This window comes from Streptomyces sp. NBC_00094, assembly GCF_026343125.1.
Classification (GTDB): Bacteria; Actinomycetota; Actinomycetes; order Streptomycetales; family Streptomycetaceae; genus Streptomyces.
Genome location: NZ_JAPEMB010000001.1, coordinates 6,563,762 through 6,581,072 on the forward strand (window position 1 = coordinate 6,563,762; position 17,311 = coordinate 6,581,072).

Sequence of the window (17,311 nt, forward strand, 5' to 3'; positions counted from 1 at the left end):
CCGCCCGCGCCGCCGACTCCCGTCGAGCCGCGCAAGCCCGCCGGGCCGTCCGGACCGGCGAGGTCACCCGGGCCCCTGCGGTCTCCTGAGCCTCCGGTGCCTCCTGAGCCTCCGGTGCCTCCTGAGCCTCCGGTGCCTCCGGTGCCTCCGGTACCGCCCGAGCCACCCGAGCCGCTCAGGTCCCCCAAGCCCCCGAAGCCGCCCAGGTCACCCAAGCCACCCAAGCCACCGAGGCCTCCCGGGCCGCCCAAGCCCCCCAGGCGTCCCGCGCCTCCCGCGCCGTCGTCGGCGCCGCCCGTCGCGCCGTCCCCGCCCCGCGCCGTTTGCGGCCCGCCGTCCACCGGGGTCTCCGCGTCCACCGGGCGGACCGGGACCCGGAGGACCGTGCCGCAGGCGCAGCCGAGTTCCGGGTGGGGCCAGTCGTCCTCGCGGCCGCAGGCTCCGCAGCGGACGGTGACCCACTCGTCCGTCCAGTTCCGGTGCGTGATCGGTTCCGCCGTCGCGCCCGCCGTCACCGGTGGCGCCACCGGGCTTCCGCACGCGCACGGGAAGACGGGTGCCGCGTACGCCTGCGTACGAAGGCACTCCGGGCAACGCACCGGTACCGACTCAGCCACAACCCCGACCCCCTGTCGTTCCGCCCCATCGTCCACCCATCGGACACCTCGGGGGAGGGAGTTCGGCCACTTCGGTGATCCCGCGGGGCGGACTTCTCTTGACGGCTCTCCGCGCCCCGACCTACATTGCTTCCGTATAGCAGAACAGTATTTCCGCATTACGGAAACAGGCCTCCCCGGCTCCCCGAGCCGCCGAGGGGCGCCTGCCTCCGACCGGCCGAAGCAGGAGCACTCCCATGCCTCGTATGACCGCCGCCGCAGCGGCCGTTGAGATCCTCAAGCGCGAAGGCGTCACCACCGCGTTCGGCGTGCCCGGCGCGGCGATCAACCCCTTCTACCGCGAGCTCAAGAACGTCGGCGGCATCGGCCACACGCTGGCCCGCCACGTCGAGGGCGCGTCGCACATGGCCGAGGGGTACACCCGCGCCAAGGCCGGCAACATCGGCGTCTGCATCGGTACGTCCGGCCCCGCCGGCACCGACATGATCACCGGCCTGTACTCGGCGATCGCCGACTCGATCCCGATCCTCTGCATCACGGGCCAGGCCCCGGTCTCGAAGCTCCACAAGGAGGACTTCCAGGCCGTCGACATCGCCGCCATCGCCAAGCCGGTGACCAAGGCCGCGACGACCGTCCTGGAGGCCGCGCAGGTCCCCGGCGTCTTCCAGCAGGCCTTCCACCTGATGCGCTCCGGCCGTCCCGGCCCGGTCCTCATCGACCTGCCGATCGACGTCCAGCTGACCGAGATCGAGTTCGACCCGGAGACCTACACGCCGCTGCCGGTCTACAAGCCGCAGGCGTCCCGCGCCCAGGCCGAGAAGGCCATCCGGTTCCTGCTGGAGTCGGAGCGCCCGCTGATCGTCGCCGGTGGCGGCATCATCAACGCCGACGCCTCCGACCTGCTGGTCGAGTTCGCCGAGCTGGTCAACGTCCCGGTCATCTCCACCCTGATGGGCTGGGGCACCATCCCGGACGACCACGAGCTGGCCGCCGGCATGGTCGGTGTCCAGACGGCCCACCGCTACGGCAACGCCACGTTCCTGGAGTCGGACCTCGTCCTGGGCATCGGCAACCGCTGGGCCAACCGTCACACCGGTTACAACCTGGACGCCTACACCAAGGGCCGCAAGTTCGTCCACGTCGACATCGAGCCCACCCAGCTCGGCAAGATCTTCGCCCCGGACTTCGGCATCGCCTCCGACGCCAAGGTCGCGCTCGAGCTCTTCATCGAGATCGCCAAGGAGCTGAAGGCGGCCGGCAAGCTGCCCGACTTCAGCGCGTGGGCCGCGTCCGCGCAGGACCGCAAGGCGACGCTGCAGCGCCGCACGCACTTCGACGACATCCCCCTGAAGCCGCAGCGCGTCTACGAGGAGATGAACAAGGCCTTCGGCCCGGAGACCCGGTACGTCACCACCATCGGTCTCTCCCAGATCGCCGCCGCGCAGTTCCTGCACGTCTACAAGCCGCGCCACTGGATCAACTGCGGCCAGGCCGGCCCGCTCGGCTGGACCATCCCGGCCGCCATCGGTGCCGCCACCGCGGAGCCGGAGACCCCGATCGTCGCGATCTCGGGCGACTACGACTTCCAGTTCATGATCGAGGAGCTGGCGGTCGCCGCCCAGCACAAGGTCCCCTACGTCCACGTCCTCGTGAACAACGCCTACCTGGGGCTGATCCGTCAGGCGCAGGGCGGTCTGGGCATCAACTTCGAGGTCAACCTCGAGTTCGAGAACATCAACACCCCGGAGATCGGCGTCTACGGCGTCGACCACGTCAAGGTCGCCGAGGGTCTGGGCGTCAAGGCCATCCGCGTGACCGACCCGGACAAGCTGGGCGAGGCCTTCGAGGAGGCCAAGAAGCTCGCACAGGAGTTCCAGGTCCCGGTCGTCGTCGAGGCCATCCTGGAGCGCATCACCAACATCGCGATGAGCAAGACGGTCGACATGAGCGACGTCACCGAGTTCGAGGAGCTCGCGACCGAGCCCGGCCACGCGCCGACCGCGATCAAGGCCCTCAAGGTCTGACGACCCTGAAGGCTGTCCGACCCCGGGCGCCGTGACACGGCCCCCGTCCCGATGAGCACCGGGACGGGGGCCGTTCCCCGTTCACTGCCGCGCCGCCCCCACGAGCACCGCGCCCGCCTCCGTCCACTCGTACAGCACCGAACGCCCCGCCCGCCCCTTCCGTACGAGCCCGGCGTCCCGCAGCACCTTCAGGTGCCGGCCCACCGACCCGAGGCCCTGCCCGGTCAGGGCCACCAACTGGCTGGTGGACTTGGGGGTTTCGAGCCGTACGAGGACCCCGGCGCGCGCCCCGCCGAGCAGCGCGCCGAGCGCCTCGGGTGCGAGGGCGCCCGTCTCGCCCGTGAGGGCGCCGGAGCACGCGTACACGATGGCGAACCGCTCGGAGCCCTCCCAGGAGACCCACGCCTGGTGCGGTGTCACGGGGACGAAGAGCAGCCGGCCGCCGTCGACCCGTCTCGGCGGATACGCGCGGGGGTTGACCTGGAGCCGCCCGTCGCCCAGCCAGCGCATCTTCCCCGGGGACAGCTCGTCGAGCGCCGCCACCCAGCCGTCCCGGGCCAATCGCGCGGTCCGTGCCACGACATCGGCCTCCAGGACCCGGCGGCGGCGCGGCCAGTCGGGCAGCACCGTCTCCCGCCACACCCACTCCAGGACTTCCGCCATCCGGTGCGGCAGATCCCTCGCCGACCGCAGCGGCTCGGGTACGGGGCCGCCGACCGCCACCTCCAACTGCGGTACGGCGTCGGAGGGTTCCGCCTCGCGGACCGCGGCGACCTCCTCCTCGAAGGACCGTTCGCGCTCGCCCGTCGGCGTCGGCGTCAGGAAGTCGGCGTTCCAGGTGGGCCCCAGTGCCGCCCGTACGAGCAGCGCGTCGAGCGGTTCGGCGGCGAGACGTTCGCGGTACGCGGGCAGGTGCGTCGCCAGCCAGGCCCGCTCGCCGGGGTGGGTGCCGGCGGCCGCGTCCAGGATCTTCAGGGCCGCGATCGTCTCGGCGAGCGGCGAGACGACGAACCTGCTCCCGGCGAGGGAGTCCGTACCGATCTGCCACCAGCCCATGGGTGAGCGCCCGTCCTTTCGCCTCCACGCGAAACAGTACCGGCGCGGACCGACCGCCCCGAGACTTCCCGGCATGTCCCGCTACCGCGCGCTCTTCCGTACCCCCGAGTTCACCCCGCTCTTCCTCACCGGCACCGCCCACAACGTCGCCCAGACCCTCGCCGGCCTCGGGCTCGCCACCCTCGTGTTCCGTGCGACGGGGTCCCCGCTCCTCTCGGCCCTCGCGCTCTTCGGGCCCTCGCTCGCCCAGCTCGTCGGCGCGACCACCCTGCTCTCCGCCGCCGACCGGCTCCGGCCGCGCACCGCGCTCGCCGGGATCGCCCTCTTCTTCGCGCTGTGCACCGCGGTCCTGGCGGTCCCCGCCCTGCCGACCTGGGCGGTCTTCGCGATCCTCCTGGCCCAGGGGCTCGTCGCCTCGCTCGGCGGCGGGGTGCGCTACGGGCTGCTGAACGAGATCCTGGCCCGCGAGGACTACCTCATCGGCCGTTCGGTCACGAACATGGCCGTCGGCGTCTGCCAGATCGGCGGCTTCGCGACCGGCGGGGTCCTGGTCGCGATCCTCTCGCCGCGCGGCACGGTCCTCGTCGGCGCCGGGCTGTATCTCGTCGCGGCCCTCGTCGCCCGTCTCGGCCTCGGGGAGCGAGCGCCCCGCGCCGCCGGGCGGGCCTCGGTCGGCGAGACCTGGCGTACCAACCGGAGGCTGTGGTCCTCGCCCGCCCGCCGTCGCTGCTACCTCGCCCTGTGGGTGCCCAACGGGCTGATCGTCGGCTGCGAGTCGCTCTTCGTGCCGTACGCCCCCGAGCGCGCCGGGCTGCTCTTCGCCTGCGCCGGGCTCGGGATGCTGGTCGGGGACACGGCCGTCGGCCGCTTCGTACCGGCCCGGCTGCGCGGCCCGCTCCGCTACCCGCTCCAGGCGCTGCTCGCGGCCCCGTTCCTGGTGTTCGCCCTCGACCCGGGGCTGCCGCTCGCGCTCGCCGTGGTGACCGTGTCGGCCGTCGGGTACGGGGCGAGCCTGCTGCACCAGGAACGGCTGATGGCCCTGGTGCCGGACGAGCTGAGCGGTCACGCCCTCGGGCTGCACACCTCCGGCATGCTCGCCCTCCAGGGGGTGAGCGCGGCGCTGGCGGGCACCCTCGCCCAGTACACGTCACCGCGGACCGGGATGGTGCTGCTCGCCGTCGCCTCGCTCACCGTGACCCTGGCGCTCGCCCGGGCCGACCGGAAGGCGGCCGAGCCGAGTGTCGACCTGAGTGCCGACCCGAGGACCGACCTGAGTGCCGACCTGAGTGCCGACCCGAGGACCGACCAGAGTGCCGGCCTGAAGACCGACCAGAGCGCCGACGGGTCGGCACTTCCTCCTACTGAGGCGCCTTCGAGCGGATCACGACCGTCTCCTCACACGGCCCGTCGGCGAACAGCTTGAGCGCCTCCACCTCGTCCTTGTCGGCGGACAGACCCCAGCGCAGCTTGGTGCTCACCCACTCGCCGACGTAGCGGCAGTACCGGGTGGAGTCCGCGGGAACCCACTCGGCGGGGTCGCGCCCGGCCTTCTCCTTTTGGCTGCGTGCCGTGACGGCGACGAGCGTCGCGGCGGCGCCCTGGTCGTTGGCGTACTGCTCGCGCCGGGCGGCCGTCCAGCCGGAGGCGCCCGACTGCCAGGCCTCTTCGAGGGCGACGAGGTGGTCGACGCGGAGGGCGGCCGGGTCGGTGACGCTCTGGCCGTCGTAGGCCGAGGTCCACCGGCCCCCGGTCAGCGCACAGCCGGCGCCGGCCTTCGGGGCGTCGTCGGCCTCGGCGACGAGGACCTCGGAGCGGGTGTCGCAGCCGTCGGCGGGGTCGAGGCCCTGGTTCCAGTGGCGGAACGCCGTCTCCTTGAAGCCGTCCGGGTCCTCGGCCGCCTCGGTGAGTTCGGCGAGCGCGTCGGGGAAGAGGATGACGTTGGCGGAGAGTGCGGGGGAGGGGACGGCGAGTGGGGACAGGATCAGGGCGAGCGGCGCGAGGCCGCGCATCAGGTTCTTGATCATGTACCAGTGGATAGCGCCGGGTGTGGGGCGCGAGGAGCCCGAATCGCGGTGCGCTCCTCCGAGCGGGTGCGGATCTTCACCGCAGAAACGATGCGCTCGACAGCGCCGTACGGACGATTCCCGCGCACGAGGATCCCGTGCGTGTGGAGCCCGTACCGGAGAATCGCGCACACGGAGAAGAGCGCGGAACCAAGGACCGTAAACCTGGTTCCGCGCTCTCCGGTGATGCCCGTCCGACGGCACGAGGCTGGCGCGACAGGACGTTCGCGCCGCCGGACGGATTCTGTGGGCCCCGAGGGGAGGGGGCTGGGCGTTGGGACCGCGGCGGTGCCGACGAGCGTGCCGGTTGTCCCCTTCTTTCAGGTCAAGAAGGAGGCCGTACGCCCCTACCACCGCACTGGCTCGGCGCCGCCGCGGTCCTCACGCTTGTCCGGTCCGCCGACCACCCCTCATCCGGGTCGGCGTTCCGGACCACGTACGGTACTGACCTCCCGTCAGGCACCGTACGCAGTCTGGGTGTTGCCGTGTGGTCAGTCCTCGCGCAGGGCGCGGACCGCCTCGGCCACGCGCTTGCCGTAGTCCGCGTCGGCGGCGGCGAAGTGCGCGAGGTTCTTCTCGATGACGTCCTCGCGGGACACCTGGGAGAGACCGCCGGCGATGTTGGCGATCAGACGGTTCTTCTCCTCGGCGGACATCAGGCGGTAGAGCTCGCCGGCCTGGAAGAAGTCGTCGTCCTTGGTGTGCGCGGGCGCCGCGTGGGTGCCGGTCCAGCCGTGGATCGCGAGCGGCGCGGAGAGCGCGGCGTCGGTCTGGGCCGGGCCCTGGTACGAGTTGGGCTCGTAGTTCTTGTCGTGGCGCGAGCCGTTCCGCGTGGCCATGAAGCCGTCGCGGCCGTAGTTCTCGGCGGTGCCACCAGAAACAGCCTTGGGGGCGTTCACCGGCAGCAGGGTGTGGTTCACACCGAGGCGGTAGCGGTGGGCGTCCGCGTAGGCGAAGAGCCGGCCCTGGAGCATCTTGTCCGGCGAGGGACCGATGCCCGGGACGAAGTTGTTCGGGGAGAAGGCGGCCTGCTCGACCTCGGCGAAGACGTTCTCCGGGTTGCGGTCGAGGACCAGACGGCCCACGCGCTGCAGCGGGTAGTCGCTGTGCGGCCACACCTTGGTGAGGTCGAACGGGTTGAAGCGGTACTCCGCGGCCTCGGCGGCCGGCATGACCTGGACGTACAGGGTCCACGAGGGGTTCACACCGCGCTCGATGGCCTGGAGCAGGTCGGTCTGGTGCGAGTTCGCGTCCTTGCCGACGAGCTCGGCGGCCTGCTCGCCGGAGAGGCTGCGGATGCCCTGGTTCGTCTTGAAGTGGTACTTGACGAAGAAGGCCTCGCCCGCCTCGTTGGTCCACTGGTAGGTGTGCGAGCCGTAGCCGTTCATGTGGCGGTACGAGGCGGGGATGCCGCGGTCGCCCATGAGCCAGGTGATCTGGTGCGTCGCCTCGGGGGCGTGCGCCCAGAAGTCCCAGACGTTGTCCGCCTCCTGCTTGCCCGTGAAGGGGTCGCGCTTCTGGGAGTGGATGAAGTCGGGGAACTTGATCGGGTCCTTGATGAAGAACACCGGGGTGTTGTTGCCGACGAGGTCGTAGTTGCCCTCTTCGGTGTAGAACTTCAGCGCGAAGCCGCGGGGGTCGCGGACCGCGTCCGCGCCGCCGAGCGAGTCGGCCACCGTGGAGAACCGGATGAAGGTCTCGGTCTTCTTGCCGACCTCACCGAGGAAGTCCGCCTTGGTGTACGCGGTGACGTCGTCGGTCACCTCGAAGTAGCCGTACGCGCCGGAGCCACGGGCGTGCACCACGCGCTCCGGGATGCGCTCACGGTTGAAGCGCGCGAGCTTCTCCAGCAGGTGCTGGTCCTGGAGGAGGAGAGGGCCACCGACGCCGGCGGTGGCGGAGTTCTGGTTGTCGGCGACGGGGGCGCCGGACTCGGTCGTAAGCACGCGCTTCGACATCGTGACCTTCCGTACGGGAACTCTGCTGACGGTTCGAGGAGCGTAGATTCGGCTGGAACGTAACGTCAACAGTTTGTTGAAAATGAAGTGTGGTGTTCCGGTCGGCGGCGGCGCCTGGGCGCGACAGGACAGTTGTCAGCGCCGCCGCCGACCGGAATTCAGGGGCCCCGTTGCGGGGCGAGGGTGGATCGGACCTACGGGGTCGGACCTACGGGGTCGGACCTATGGGGTCGGACCTACGAGACCCGACCTACGAGACCGGGCCCGCCGGGTCAGACCTGCTGGCCGGAGAGGCGCTCGACGGCGCGCAGCAGGGCCGAGTGGTCCAGGCCGCCGTCGCCCTGAGCGCGCAGGGAGGCGACGAGCTGGGCGACGACCGCGCCGACCGGGAGGGCCGCGCCGACGTTGCGGGCGGCGTCGGTGACGATGCCCATGTCCTTGTGGTGCAGGTCGATCCGGAAGCCGGGCTTGAAGTCCCGGTTCAGGAAGTTGTCCTTCTTGCGGGTCAGGACCGTGGAGCCGGCCAGGCCGCCGTTGAGGACGTCCAGGGCGGCCTGGAGGTTCACGCCGGACTTCTCGAGGAAGACGACGGCCTCGGCGCAGGCCTGGATGTTGACCGCGACGATGAGCTGGTTGGCGGCCTTCACCGTCTGGCCGGAGCCGTGCGGGCCGCAGAGCACGATGGTCTTGCCGAGGGCCTCCAGGATCGGGAGGGCCTCGTCGAAGTCGGCCTGCTCGCCGCCGACCATGATCGAGAGCACGGCCTCGATCGCGCCGGCCTCGCCGCCGGACACCGGGGCGTCGATGACGCGGATGCCCTTCGCGGCGGCGTTCTTCGCGAGGTCGACCGAGGTCTGCGGGGTGATCGACGACATGTCGACGATCAGCGCGCCCTCCTTGGCGTTCTCCAGGATGCCCTCGGGGCCGTAGGAGATGGCCTCGACCTGCGGGGAGGCGGGCACCATCGTGACGATGACGTCGGCGTCCTTGACGGCCTCGGCGATCGACGCGGCGGAGGTGCCGCCGGCCTTGGTGAGCCGGTCGAGCTTGTCCTGCTCCAGCGTGAAGCCGGTGACCGAGTAGCCGGCCTTCAGCAGGTTCTCGGACATGGGCGAGCCCATGATGCCGAGACCGATCCAGGCGATCTTGGGGAGATTGCTCATGGTGGGGGTGCCTCTCGAAAACTGGTGGTACGGGGAGGGGGACGGCGCGGTGGCGCGTCAGCGGGCCGCGCGGGCCTCGGCCGGGAGCCACGCGAAGGACGCGGCGGCGTCGGCGGCCTTGTACTCCAGGCCGACCCAGCCGTCGTAGCCGGCCTTCTTCAGCTCGTCGAGGAGCTGCTCCAGCGGCAGGTCGCCGGTGCCCGGCGCGCCACGGCCCGGGTTGTCCGCGATCTGTACGTGGCCGGTCTTGGCCGCGTACTCCGCGATGACCTGGCTGACGTCCTCGCCGTTCATCGACAGGTGGTAGATGTCGAGGAGGAACTTGGCGTTGCCGAGGCCGGTGGCCGCGTTCACCTTGTCGATGACCTCGATCGCGGAGGGGGCGCTCACCAGCGGGTAGAGCGGCGACTCCGGCTTGTTGAGGGTCTCGACGAGGAGGATCGCACCGATCCGGTCGGCCGCGCGGGCCGCCAGGACCAGGTTCTCCAGGGCGAGGGTGTCCTGGATCTGCGGGTCGACGCCCTCGACGCGGTTGCCGTAGAGCGCGTTGAGCGCCTTGCAGCCGACCGAGGCGGCGAAGTCGGCGGCCACCTCGATGTTGGCGCGGAAGCGGTCCGACTCGTCCCCGGGTACGGAGAGGGCTCCGCGGTCCGGGCCGGGGAGCTGCCCGGCGTAGAAGTTCAGACCCACCAGCTGGGTGCCGGCGTCCTCAAGGGCTTTCCTGAGGGCGTCGAGCTCGCTCTGCTCGGGGGTGGCGGTGTCGATCCAGGGCCACCACAGCTCGACCGCGGTGAAGCCCGCCGCGGCGGCGGCCGCGGGGCGCTCCAGGAGCGGGAGTTCCGTGAAGAGGATCGACAGGTTCACATCGAAGCGCTGGTCCGTGTATCCCATGAGGGGCGGCGCTCCTTCCGTATCGCGGAAGTAAGTTTCTGTCTGACGGAATGTTGCAAGGAGGGTGTCCCGCTTGTCAAGAGGTCCCCGCAGGTCCGGGGCTCCCGCGGGCAGGGGCGGGGCCGTACTTTGGGTGCATGGTGCGTTTGAGAGTGGAGTTCACGACCGAGCCGTTCGACCTCGACGAGGCGCCGGCGCACGCGGTCGTGGCGCGTGAGGTCATCCAGTCGGCCGAACTGGACGCGGTCGATGTCGGTCCCTTCGGCAACACGGCGGAAGGCGGCGCCGACGAGGTGCTCACCGCGGTCGACGCGCTGCTGCGCCGGTCGCTCGCGGCCGGGGCCACGCGCGTCTCGCTCCAGGTGAATGTGATCGGGGAGGGCGAGAAGTGACCGAGCACCCTTTGGTCGCGGCAGTGAAGCCGCTGGTCGACGCGATGGGCGCGGAGCTGCTCGGCCCCGCGCAGGCGGAGGGCGACGACGTCGTCCTCTCCTGGGAGGGGGAGGACGTGCTCGCCGTACGGCTGCCGCAGCTCTCCGATTCGCTGGACCACATCCTCGCGGCGATGGAACGGCGGCACGGGATGCCGTTGTCCGAACTCGACCGCAAGGCGAAGCAGGAAGCCGTGCGTCTTCTGGAGGCACGCGGTGCCTTCTCGGTGCGCCACGGGGTGGAGACGGTGGCGGGTGCGCTGGGCGTCAGCCGCTTCACCGTGTACAACTACCTGAACAGAGAAACCGCCCTGAACAGGGAAAAGGCCGCCGAGAACGGCTAGTTGATCTTGTTGAACCGGGAGCCGTCGTCCAGATGTCGGGACGACGGCTTTTGTGTGGCCGAGTTTTCAACAAAGTGTTGACGTTGTGTTGCGGAGGGCGTTAGCTATCCGCAGCCCGTCCGACGCACAGCGAAAAACAGCCACGGAGGCTTCCCGTGACTTCAGGTACGACACCGGGTCTCACCCGGTTCAACACCTCGGCGGACAGCGAGGCTCTCGCCGCGCTCCACGAGGTGTGCTCCAGCTCGGCGTGGGGGAGCAGACTGCTCGCCCAGCGCCCGTACGCCACCGCCGAAGCCCTCTTCCTCGCCAGCGACGCCGCCATGGCCGAGCTGACCGCCGAGGACCTGGCCGACGCGATGGCGGGCCACCCGCCGATCGGTCGTCCGAAGGCAGGGGACCCGACCTCCTCCCGCGAACAGAGCGGGATGGCCGGCGCCTCCGCGGAGCTCAAGATCGAGATGCTCGAACTCAACCTGGCCTATCAGGAGAAGTTCGGTCATGTCTTCCTCATCTGCGCCACCGGCAGGACCGGCGAGCAGATGCGTGACGCGGTCCGTGAGCGGATCGGCAACTCGCCCGAGGAGGAGCGGGAGATCGTCCGCACCGAACTGGGCAAGATCAACCGCATCCGGCTGACCCGTCTCGTAGAGGAAGAGAGCTCCGCATGAGCACCGACACCACGGCCTCGGTGTCCACCCACATCCTGGACACCAGCATCGGCCGCCCGGCCGAGGGCGTGGCCATCACGCTCGCGGCCCGCAAGGGCCTCGACGGCGCATGGGTCGCGCTCGGCGGCTCCGCCACCGACGCGGACGGGCGCTGCAAGGACCTGCCGGCGCTGCCGGAAGAAACCACCCACGTACGACTCGATTTCGAGGTCGAGTCGTACTTCTCCAAGAAGCAAGCCGAGGCGCAGCAGGACGCCCCCCGCGTAAGGGACAGCGGTGCGTTCTTCCCGGAGGTGGCGATCACGTTCGCCGTCAAGCCGGGCGAGCACTATCACGTACCGCTGCTGCTCAACCCGTTCGGCTACTCCGTTTACCGAGGGAGCTAGCAGACATGCCCACGATTCTCGGCCAGAACCAGTACGGCAAAGCAGAGAACCGCGTCGTCAAGATCACGCGGGACGGCGACACCCACCACATCAAGGACCTGAACGTCTCCGTCGCCCTCTCCGGCGACCTCGACGACGTCCACCTCACCGGCTCCAACGCCCACTGCCTCCCCACCGACACGACGAAGAACACCATCTTCGCGTTCGCCAAGGAGCACGGCATCGAGTCCGCCGAGCAGTTCGGCATCCACCTCGCCCGTCACTTCGTGACGAGCCAGGAGCCGATCAAGCAGGCGCGCATCCGGATCGAGGAGTACTCCTGGGAGCGCATCGCCTCCTCCGACGCCAACTCCAAGTTCATCGGCGCCGAAGAAGTCAACCACTCCTTCGCCCGTAAGGGCCAGGAGACCCGCGTCACCCAGGTGACCTACGACGGCGAGAAGTGGGAGGTCATCTCCGGCCTCAAGGACCTCGTCGTCATGAACTCCACCAACTCGGAGTTCTGGGGCTACATCAAGGACAAGTACACGACGCTCCAGGAGGCGTACGACCGCATCCTGGCCACCCAGGTGTCCGCCCGGTGGCGGTTCAACTGGACCGACGACGACCAGCGGATGCCCAACTGGGAGCGGTCCTACGAGCAGACGCGGAAGCACATGCTCGAGGCCTTCTCGGAGACGTACTCGTACTCCCTCCAGCAGACGCTGTACCAGATGGCCACGCGCATCATCAACCACCGCTCGGAGATCGACGAAGTCCGCTTCTCGCTCCCGAACAAGCATCACTTCCTGGTCGACCTCGAGCCCTTCGGTCTGAAGAACGACAACGAGGTCTACTACGCCGCCGACCGCATGTACGGCCTCATCGAGGCCACCGTGCTGCGTGACGGAGCGACGGCGCAGATCCCGGTCGACATGACCAACCTCTAAGCGGCACGAAAAAGCCCCCGAGGCACTGCAGTCGCCTCGGGGGCGGGGTGCCCTTCAAACCGGTCGCGGACCGGAGGACTTCCCGTGACTCCGCCCCAGTGGGGCTTCTCGCTCGACCGTGAGGCTTCGCGACGGTCAAGCCCTGACCGCCTTCCCGACAGGAAGGTCACCAGTCTACAACGGCCAGGAGGCCCGCATGGACCGGCAGTTGGCCGCCCACCCGGTGGACGAAAAGCTTCCTGCCTCGCGGCTCGTCCCCGCGGCGCTCCAGCACATCGCCGCCATGTACGCCGGTGTCGTCACCCCGCCGCTCATCATCGGACAGGCCGTCGGCCTGGACGCCGCCGGAATGACCCGGCTCATCGCCGCCGGCCTGCTCATCGCCGGCTGTGCCACGATCCTGCAGACCCTCGGCATCCGGACCTTCGCCGGCAACCGGCTCCCGTTCGTCAACGCCGCCTCCTCGGCAGGCATCGCCCCGATGCTCGCCATCGCCGAGACCAGCGCCCCCGGGCACCAACTCCCCGCCATCTACGGTGCGGTGATGGTCGCCGGAGTGTTCTGCCTCGCCGTGGGACCGTTCTTCGGGAAGCTCCTGCGCTTCTTCCCGCCGCTCGTCACCGGCGTCGTCATCACCCTCATCGGGGTGACCCTGATGCCCGTGCCCGTCGGCTGGGCCCAGGGCGGCGACAAGACCGCCGCCGACTTCGGAGCCATGAAGTACCTGGCGCTCGCCGGCTTCACCCTCGTCGTCATCCTGCTCTTCCAGCGCTTCGGCAAGGGCTTCGTCAAGCAGATCGCCCTGCTCCTCGGCCTCTTCATCGGCACCCTCGCCGCGATCCCCTTCGGGATGGCCGACTTCGGTGCCCTCCGTGAGGCGCCCGTCGCGGCCCTGCCCACCCCCTTCGCCTTCGGCGCCCCCGAGTTCCAGCCCGCCGCGATCCTCTCCCTGTGCATCGTGATGCTGGTCCTGATGACCGAGTCCAGCGCCGGAATGCTCGCTCTCGGCGAGATCTGCGACCGGCGCAGCGACGGGAGGACCATCACCCGGGGCCTGCGCACCGACGGCATCGCGACCCTGCTCGGCCCCGTCTTCGGCGGCTTCCCGACCTCGGCCTTCGCCCAGAACGTCGGCGTCGTCTCCCTGACCCGGGTCCGCTCCCGGTACGTCGTCGCCGTCGCCGGCGGCGCCCTGATCGTCCTCGGCGCCTTCCCGGTCCTCGGCGCGGTCGTCTCCACGGTCCCGATGCCCGTCCTCGGCGGCGCCGGCATCGTCCTCTTCGGCTCGATCGCGGTCAGCGGCATCCGGACCCTGTCGGAAGCCGGACTCGACGACAGCTCCAACATCATCCTGGTGGCGGTCGCGCTCGGAGCGGGCATCATCCCGCTCGCCGCTCCCACCTTCTACGCCGGCTTCCCGGCCTGGGCGCAGACCGTGCTCGGCTCCGGCATCAGTGCGGGCGCGCTCGTCGCCGTCCTGCTCAATCTGTTCTTCCACCATCTCGGCACCCGGAGCCGTCACGCGGCTCCGGCACTCAAATCCTCCTAGGGTCCTGCCGTGCCCACACCACCCCCGAGGAATGAAGGAAGCACCGCCATGGCAGCACCTTCGGCAGCCCAGCGCATCGTCATCGAGAACGCGGCGATCGCGACGGTCGACGCGAACGACACCGAGTACGCCTCCGGCTACCTCGTCGTCGCCGACAACAAGATCGAGTCCATCGGTGCCGGCAAGGCCCCCGAGGGCCTGGAGAACGTGGTACGCCGGATCGACGCCACCGGTCATCTGGTGACGCCCGGTCTGGTCAACACCCACCACCACTTCTACCAGTGGATCACCCGGGGCCTGGCCACCGACCACAACCTGTTCAACTGGCTGGTCGCGCTCTACCCGACGTGGTCGCGGATCGACGAGTCGATGGTCCGCGTCGCCGCCCAGGGCTCCCTGGCGATGATGGCCCGCGGCGGTGTCACCACCGCCATGGACCACCACTACGTCTACCCGAAGAACTCGGGTGACCTGTCCGGCGCCATCATCGGCGCCGCCTCCGACATGGGCGTCCGCTTCACCCTCGCCCGCGGCTCGATGGACATGAGCGAGAAGGACGGCTTCCTGCCGCCCGACTTCGCCGTCGAGAGCACCGAGGGCGCGCTCGCCGCGACCGAGGAGACGGTCAGGAAGTTCCACGACGCCTCCTTCGACGCGATGACCCAGGTCGCCGTCGCCCCCTGTTCCCCGTTCTCCATCTCCACCCAGCTCCTCAAGCAGGGTGCCGAGCTGGCCCGCCGGCTCGGGGTGCGCATGCACACCCACGGCTCGGAGACCGTGGAGGAGGAGAAGTTCTGCCACGAGCTCTTCGGCATGGGCCCGACGGACTACTTCGAGTCCACCGGCTTCCTCGGCGAGGACGTGTGGATGGCGCACTGCGTCCACATGAACGACTCCGACATCGCCGCCTTCGCCCGCACCGGTACGGGTGTGGCGCACTGCCCCTCGTCCAACGCGCGCCTCGCCGCCGGCATCGCCCGCGTACCGGACATGCTCAAGGCGGGCGTACCCGTCGGCCTCGGTGTCGACGGCACCGCGTCCAACGAGTCCGGCGAGCTCCACACCGAGCTGCGCAACGCACTCCTCATCAACCGCCTCGGCGCCCACCGCGAGGCCGCGCTCAACGCCCGCCAGGCCCTGCGCCTCGGCACCTACGGCGGTGCGCAGGTCCTCGGCCGCGCCGACAACATCGGCTCCCTCGAAGCCGGCAAGCTCGCCGACTTCGTCCTCTGGAAGATCGACGGCCTCGGCCACTCGTCGATCGCCGACCCGGTCACCGCGATCGTCTTCGGCGCCGCGGCCCCGGTCACCGCCTCCTTCGTCAACGGCAAGCAGATCGTCGAGAACAACCGACTGCTGTTCGCCGACGAGGAGCAGATCGCGCGTGACGCGCGCGCGGAGGCGCAGCGCCTGGCCCGTATCACGGCCCAGAGCTGACCCTCCCCATGGAGTCCGACCGAGGGGGACGGCCCTCGGTCGGTCGCCGCGGACCCGAGCGGGGTCCGCGGCAGCCCGACCGGGAGGTGCCGTACGCAGAAGACGTACGGCACCTCCCGGGAAGGTGATGCCTGCCCGCACCCCCATCGGGCACCCGTCCCACGCAGAGCCTCCTCCCGCGTACACCGCCCCACCTCGCGTGCGTACGACTCCACCCCGCGCCCGCACCGCTTCACCCCGCAACGAGCCGCACCTCCTGTACTTCGCACCGCATCGCTCCACCTCCATGAACCCCGCGTCGCCGCCGACGTGTAACCGACCGGAGGAACCGCCGTGGCCGCCAAGCCCCAGGTTCGCAATGCACAAGACACAGGCTCCGCCCCCGAAGACCGTGAGAAGCATCCGGTCGACGAGACGCTGCCCCCACTGAAGATGCTCACCAGCGGCCTCCAGCACGTGGCCGCCATGTACGCGGGCGTCGTAGCGCCGCCCCTGATCGTCGGAGCGGCCGTCGGCCTCTCCGGCACCGAACTCACCTTCCTGACCGGCGCGAGCCTCTTCACCGCGGGTCTCGCCACCTTCCTCCAGACCCTCGGTGTCTGGAAGATCGGCGCCAAGCTGCCGTTCGTCAACGGCGTCACCTTCGCCGGCGTCGCCCCGATGCTCGCGATCGTCGACACCACCGACGACAAGTCCGACGCGCTGCCCGTCATCTTCGGCGCGATCATCGTCGCCGGACTGCTCGGCTTCCTCGCCGCCCCCTTCTTCTCCCGGCTCGTGCGGTTCTTCCCGCCGGTCGTCACCGGCACGGTGATCACCCTCATCGGTGTCTCCCTCCTCCCGGTCGCCTTCGGTTGGGCCCAGGGGCCCAACCCCCGGGCCGAGGACTACGGTTCGACGACCTACCTCACCCTCGCCGGCATCACGCTCGTCGTCGTCCTGCTGCTGCGCCGCTTCACCAGAGGCTTCCTCAAGCAGGTCGCCGTCCTGGTCGGCCTCGTCATCGGCACGCTCATCGCCATACCGTTCGGGGTCACCGACTTCTCCCCGGTGACCGAGGCGGACATCGTCGGCTTCCCGTCCCCGTTCCACTTCGGCGCCCCGCAGTTCGCGCTCGCCGCGATCATCTCCATGTGCGTGGTCATGCTCGTCTCCATGACCGAGTCGACCGCCGACATGCTGGCGCTCGGCGAGATCGTGGAACGGCCCGCCGACGAGAAGACCATCGCGGCCGGCCTCCGCGCCGACACCCTCGGCTCGGCGATCAGCCCGCTCTTCAACGGCTTCATGTGCAGCGCCTTCGCCCAGAACATCGGTCTGGTCGCCATGACCAGGATCCGCAGCCGCTTCGTCGTGGCCTGCGGCGGTGGCTTCCTGGTCCTGATGGGGCTCTCCCCGGTCGCCGCCTCGCTGATCTCGGTCGTGCCCCGGCCGGTCCTCGGCGGCGCGGGTGTCGTCCTCTTCGGCTCGGTCGCGGCCAGCGGCATCCAGACCCTGGTCAAGGCCGGCCTGGAGAAGGACAACAACGTCCTGATCGTGGCCGTCTCGCTGGCCGTCGGGATCATCCCGATCACGGCGCCGGAGTTCTACCACGCCTTCCCGGAGACCGCGAAGATCATCCTGGACTCGGGCATCTCCACCGGCTGTGTCGCGGCCGTCCTGCTCAACGTGGTCTTCAACCACCTGGGCGGGGGCCGGGACGACGACCAGGTCACCGCGCCGATGGAGCCGGGTGAGGAGATCTCCGGCAGCGCCACGGCGAAGGCGGCGCACGTCCACTGAACCCGCTCGT

15 protein-coding genes and 1 pseudogene are annotated in these 17,311 nt (G+C 70.1%); 10 read left to right on the plus strand and 6 right to left on the minus strand.

All coding sequences use genetic code 11. From position 1 onward, the window contains the following. Positions 1-353: 353 nt before the first annotated feature. Positions 354-617, minus strand: a pseudogene (locus OG580_RS29160) (hypothetical protein); the annotation flags it as partial. Between the two features lie 236 nt (positions 618-853). On the opposite strand from OG580_RS29160, the gene gcl reads away from it, so the two are divergent. Further along, positions 854-2,641 (plus strand): glyoxylate carboligase, encoded by a 1,788-nt coding sequence (gcl, locus tag OG580_RS29165; RefSeq protein ID WP_267046623.1) that lies wholly within the window; start codon positions 854-856, stop codon positions 2,639-2,641. Between the two features lie 81 nt (positions 2,642-2,722). Here the strand turns inward: gcl and OG580_RS29170 are convergent, their stop codons facing one another. Continuing rightward, positions 2,723-3,697 carry an ArsR family transcriptional regulator gene (locus tag OG580_RS29170; RefSeq protein WP_267046624.1) on the minus strand — a complete coding sequence of 325 codons (975 nt, stop codon included), beginning with the start codon at positions 3,695-3,697 and terminating at the stop codon, positions 2,723-2,725. A gap of 73 nt (positions 3,698-3,770) precedes the next feature. On the opposite strand from OG580_RS29170, the gene OG580_RS29175 reads away from it, so the two are divergent. Then, positions 3,771-5,120 (plus strand): MFS transporter, encoded by a 1,350-nt coding sequence (locus OG580_RS29175; RefSeq protein WP_267046625.1) that lies wholly within the window; start codon positions 3,771-3,773, stop codon positions 5,118-5,120. Here OG580_RS29175 and OG580_RS29180 read toward each other — a convergent pair. The 4 genes from OG580_RS29180 to OG580_RS29195 form a co-directional block, all read right to left on the minus strand. Then, entirely contained in the window at positions 5,056-5,721 is a 666-nt protein-coding gene (locus tag OG580_RS29180; protein WP_267046626.1) for an HNH endonuclease, read from the minus strand. The genes OG580_RS29175 and OG580_RS29180 overlap by 65 nt on opposite strands. Before the next feature lie 530 nt (positions 5,722-6,251). After that, positions 6,252-7,718: a catalase gene (locus tag OG580_RS29185; protein ID WP_267046627.1), complete on the minus strand. Its 1,467-nt coding sequence runs from the start codon at positions 7,716-7,718 to the stop codon at positions 6,252-6,254. A 272-nt stretch (positions 7,719-7,990) separates the two neighbouring features. Continuing rightward, positions 7,991-8,881 carry a 2-hydroxy-3-oxopropionate reductase gene (locus OG580_RS29190; protein WP_267046628.1) on the minus strand — a complete coding sequence of 297 codons (891 nt, stop codon included), beginning with the start codon at positions 8,879-8,881 and terminating at the stop codon, positions 7,991-7,993. A 57-nt stretch (positions 8,882-8,938) separates the two neighbouring features. After that, positions 8,939-9,772, minus strand: a complete 834-nt coding sequence (locus OG580_RS29195) for a TIM barrel protein (RefSeq protein WP_267046629.1) — start codon at positions 9,770-9,772, stop codon at positions 8,939-8,941. A 140-nt stretch (positions 9,773-9,912) separates the two neighbouring features. On the opposite strand from OG580_RS29195, the gene OG580_RS29200 reads away from it, so the two are divergent. From OG580_RS29200 to OG580_RS29235, 8 genes are all read left to right on the plus strand, one after another. Further along, the gene (locus tag OG580_RS29200; protein WP_078627122.1) at positions 9,913-10,164 is read left to right on the plus strand and encodes a hypothetical protein; all 252 of its coding nucleotides are present in this window, start codon (positions 9,913-9,915) and stop codon (positions 10,162-10,164) included. Between the two features lie 44 nt (positions 10,165-10,208). Next, positions 10,209-10,547: a helix-turn-helix domain-containing protein gene (locus OG580_RS29205; RefSeq protein ID WP_267048168.1), complete on the plus strand. Its 339-nt coding sequence runs from the start codon at positions 10,209-10,211 to the stop codon at positions 10,545-10,547. 155 nt (positions 10,548-10,702) lie between these two features. After that, positions 10,703-11,218: a 2-oxo-4-hydroxy-4-carboxy-5-ureidoimidazoline decarboxylase gene (gene uraD / locus OG580_RS29210; protein ID WP_267046630.1), complete on the plus strand. Its 516-nt coding sequence runs from the start codon at positions 10,703-10,705 to the stop codon at positions 11,216-11,218. After that, positions 11,215-11,604 carry a hydroxyisourate hydrolase gene (gene uraH / locus OG580_RS29215; protein ID WP_267046631.1) on the plus strand — a complete coding sequence of 130 codons (390 nt, stop codon included), beginning with the start codon at positions 11,215-11,217 and terminating at the stop codon, positions 11,602-11,604. Before uraD ends, uraH begins: the two co-directional genes overlap by 4 nt. Positions 11,605-11,609: 5 nt before the next feature. Beyond that, the gene (gene pucL / locus OG580_RS29220; RefSeq protein ID WP_267046632.1) at positions 11,610-12,533 is read left to right on the plus strand and encodes a factor-independent urate hydroxylase; all 924 of its coding nucleotides are present in this window, start codon (positions 11,610-11,612) and stop codon (positions 12,531-12,533) included. Positions 12,534-12,729: 196 nt separating this feature from the next. Next, entirely contained in the window at positions 12,730-14,082 is a 1,353-nt protein-coding gene (locus tag OG580_RS29225) for a nucleobase:cation symporter-2 family protein (RefSeq protein WP_267046633.1), read from the plus strand. 48 nt (positions 14,083-14,130) lie between these two features. Then, positions 14,131-15,519, plus strand: a complete 1,389-nt coding sequence (locus tag OG580_RS29230) for an 8-oxoguanine deaminase (RefSeq protein ID WP_267046634.1) — start codon at positions 14,131-14,133, stop codon at positions 15,517-15,519. Positions 15,520-15,951: 432 nt separating this feature from the next. After that, positions 15,952-17,301 carry a nucleobase:cation symporter-2 family protein gene (locus OG580_RS29235; protein WP_267048169.1) on the plus strand — a complete coding sequence of 450 codons (1,350 nt, stop codon included), beginning with the start codon at positions 15,952-15,954 and terminating at the stop codon, positions 17,299-17,301. The last annotated feature ends 10 nt before the right edge of the window (positions 17,302-17,311 follow it).